General features: G+C 58.4%; 2 protein-coding genes. Both read right to left on the minus strand.

Going from position 1 to position 3,486, the window contains the following annotated elements; all coding sequences use genetic code 11:
- Nucleotides 1-1,923: 1,923 nt before the first annotated feature.
- Nucleotides 1,924-2,187 (minus strand): DUF3658 domain-containing protein, encoded by a 264-nt coding sequence (locus tag BP05_RS00070; protein WP_496359224.1) that lies wholly within the window; start codon nt 2,185-2,187, stop codon nt 1,924-1,926.
- 982 nt (nt 2,188-3,169) lie between these two features.
- Nucleotides 3,170-3,382: a hypothetical protein gene (locus tag BP05_RS00075; protein WP_496359226.1), complete on the minus strand. Its 213-nt coding sequence runs from the start codon at nt 3,380-3,382 to the stop codon at nt 3,170-3,172.
- Between the last annotated feature and the right edge of the window lie 104 nt (nt 3,383-3,486).

A 3,486-nucleotide genomic window follows, 5' to 3' on the forward strand; every position in this document is an offset into this window, starting at 1 on the left:
CTAACGCCTGAATTAAGCCGAGCCGCGAAGCGGCTTCGGCTTGAATGAACTGTTAGGCCTCAGGCCCGTGCGGGTGCTAGTGCTCTTCATGCTTTTAAACGTGGGCAGTAATGTGGATTTCGCTTAACGTCTGTCCAGAGCATGGAGACATACAAATTTCCTGGCGCCGCCACTGAGGATGGGGTGGCGCTAAAACTCTTCTCGGCGCGGCAGAACCTAACGGTAATTTCGGTCGCAGAGACTCGCTCACCCATATAGGTCCATCCGTGCTTTGGCAAGGTCTGCTTGAAGTAGTTGGCAATAGTCCTTGGCGTGTCAGCGGTAGAAAAGCTTTGCGTGACGCCCACTGGGCCGCCGCGCGCCACTTCAATTGCCGGAGCTACCGGAGTGATGCGTGCCGGAAGGGGCACTCCTTCCAGCTCACTCCGGAGCGATGCGATCCCAGGCCCAGACGAATGCAGGAACTTGCCAAAACCGTTGGGGTAGAAAGCTGCAACTGCAAGGACGGCAGCAGCCGCGACAATGGACCGAACAATTGTGGATGGCGACGCGATCACAAGCCCATGCACTCCAGCTGAGGCCTAACGCCTGAGTTAAGCCGACCCGCTGCGGGCGAACCCGGAAGCCGAGGCGGCACAAGTTGATACGAAACTAAGCCGAAGCCGCGAAGCGGGTTCGGCTTGAACGAATTGTTAGGCCGCAATGTACCAAGGCGCCTGGACCCACGGGAGGTGGGTCGGTGCAACGCCAGGCTGGCCGGAGCCGGGAGCCCCGAGCGCCACACTTGGATGCCACTGGCAACGGTATGGGCAGCAGGATTGCACGGGGGCCTGCTGCTGCGAGCAGCTGCGCGCGCAATCCATGGAGGAGGCCAGTGAGGTCCGGCTGACGAAAAGCCCCGCAACGCGGAAAGCCAACCACGCCAATCGCTCTTGCGCGGCCTAACACCTGAATTAAGCCGACCCGCGAAGCGGGTTCGGCTTGAATGAATTGTTAGGTGCCTGTAGCCGGTAATAGATGACCGGAGGCAACAACTCCAAACGGCAGTTGGGAGAGCGAATCGCATGAGGCCCTCTGCTCGCACGAAGAGGGTAGAAGTTGTCCACGTTAGAGACGATTGGCCGAAGGCGTTTGAGAGAAGGGGCTAGCACACGGGATGCCGGAAGGTTGCTGTAGGCCTGCGAGAAAGCAGCCGCAGGTTGCTCCTTGCGTCGGCAAGCAATGCCCCAAGCAGCCGATAGCGCCGAACGATGGTCGTGACCAAGCGGCCCGATAACAGAGATCCACCGGATGTCAGGCGGGATTGTGATGGGCAAGCGTGATTGCACGGTCTGCCAAAACACACCCAAGGTCGCGGTGCAGCTACTGCCATCAATTGCGATTCCCTTCGGCAGGACGCGGACCTCCACGGGACACAAGTCCGCGGAACGGGCCGGGCCTGACAGCACCAAGAGCAATGTTGCGGCTGCGAGAACCTTCATCGAAAGGCACCTAACGCCTGAATTAAGCCGAGCCGCGAAGCGGCTTCGGCTTGAATGAATTGTTAGGCCGCGTGCCGATAGCCAGCGACCTGCCAGCAACAGAATACCGTGGCCGCCGAGCTCCAAGCCCGGAGCACCGAGCAAAGTGCTCGGAGAGCCGAGCCCTTGGCCCGAGACGCCGAGCAAAAGGGGTGGAGTGCCGAGCACCAAGCCCGGAGCGTGGAGAAAAACGCCCGAAAGGCGGAGCATCTGGCTTGGGGCGCCGAGCAAAAAGCTCGGCTCGCGTAGCAAAAAGCCCGGAGCGCCGAGCTCTGAGCTCCAAGCGCCGAGCAAAAGGGGCGGCAGGCGGAGCTAAAAGGCCGAAGCCGAAGAGAAGGCTGGATTAGCGGCCTAACGCCTGAATTAAGCCGAGCCGCGAAGCGGCTTCGGCTTGAATGAATTGTTAGGCCTCATCGCCAAGGCCGAGGGAAGTGAGGCGAACCTCACTGAAGCGCATGCGACGTAGATTGCCCTGAGCTGCCAAGTGACCACTCGAGACGAGATCTCGGACTCGCTGACCGTAGAACACATCTGGGATGTCATGGTACTGGTCCGAATATGCGTCCATTGCAACCGCTACAACAAGGGCGACCTTTCGCCAGTCTGCGCCTGCCTGTAGGCCATCAGCGTCAAGCGGCGGATCATCTTGGTCGTCGGCGGAAGTCATAGTGAACGTTCTTATGAGGCCTAACGCCTGAATTAAGCCGAGCCGCGAAGCGGCTTCGGCTTGAATGAATTGTTAGGGCTCGAGCGAGGATATTCGCTCGGCCACGCTATCCCGATTGATGTGTGGCTTGAGAAGCGGCCATTGCCTAACTGCGCAAAGAAGCATCCCGAAATAGCCAATTGCAACGCCAATGATCAGCATAGCAATCGACAGAACCATGGGTGTAAGCACGGACTCAATCTCGGAGAGAACGTATAGAACAACTGCCGGTCCAAACAGAAACGCGAACTCAGCCCAGGGGTTCCTGAGCCATTTGGGTGGCCCGTTGTCAATTTGGTTGAGGACCGCGGACAGGTACTTTTTCTCTCTTGCGGGAGTCATTGGTGAGCCCTAACGCCTGAGTTAAGCCGAGCCCAAGCGCGTAGCGATTGGGCTTCGGCTTGAACGAATTGTTAGGCCCGCACCCGCAGAGAATGCAGCAGCGGACAAGAGCCCGTAGAGACCGCCAGGTAGAAGAGCCTTGAGCGCGGCCTGTTGGGCAATCCAACGAGCAAGTGCTTGGTCATTCATCTGTGGCCAATAGTTGGAATACAGCGAGTAAATCCCAAGCACAAGAGCACCAACAAGTGCGCCATACAGGCAAAGATTGATTGCATTTAATCGACCGCGTGAGCGCAGCCACATGGCAAGCGGAAGTTCTATGAGCACAGCCACCGGCGAGGAAATGAAAAGTCCCATGAGCAAGACAAGCAGCGGAGGGATCATCACCCGTTGCGATGAGAGCACCATAAGCAGGGCCATCAACGCCGGGACAAACACAATCGAGGCGATAAGTCCTATCCAAAGCGGGCGGGTGTGCTGAGATCTGTCCATGTGGGCCTAACGCCTGAATTAAGCCGAGCCGCGAAGCGGCTTCGGCTTGAATGAATTGTTAGGCCGCGTGACGAGAATCCGGGGCGTAGTGAAAACGCGGCCCACTGAGTTACAGCACGAACCGAAAGATAAGGGAGGCGCCAACGCACACAACAGCAATCCCAACAATTATGGCCGGAATCCCGTACACGAAGCCAAAATGGTTGTTGCTGGGGTTGTGGTCCCCGAAGGTCACGCCGAATCGGATCCGTCGGGTCACCACGGCCTGTACGCCGATCGCGATGATGCCGAGGCCAAGAAGAAAGAGTGCAATTTTGATCATTGGTAAGCGGCCTAACGCCTGAGTTAAGCCGCGCCGGTGGCGGGCTTTCCGGAGGCGATCTTAGCGTGACCCGGACGAAGCAAGGGAACTCCGAAACGGCGTCG

This window comes from Lysobacter oryzae DSM 21044 (genome assembly GCF_059568595.1).

Excerpts from the sequence above, each read along its gene's own strand:
- BP05_RS00070 (WP_496359224.1), bottom strand. The coding sequence starts at position 2,187 with ATGACTTCCGCCGACGACCAAGATGATCCGCCGCTTGACGCTGATGGC.
- BP05_RS00075 (WP_496359226.1), bottom strand. The coding sequence starts at position 3,382 with ATGATCAAAATTGCACTCTTTCTTCTTGGCCTCGGCATCATCGCGATC.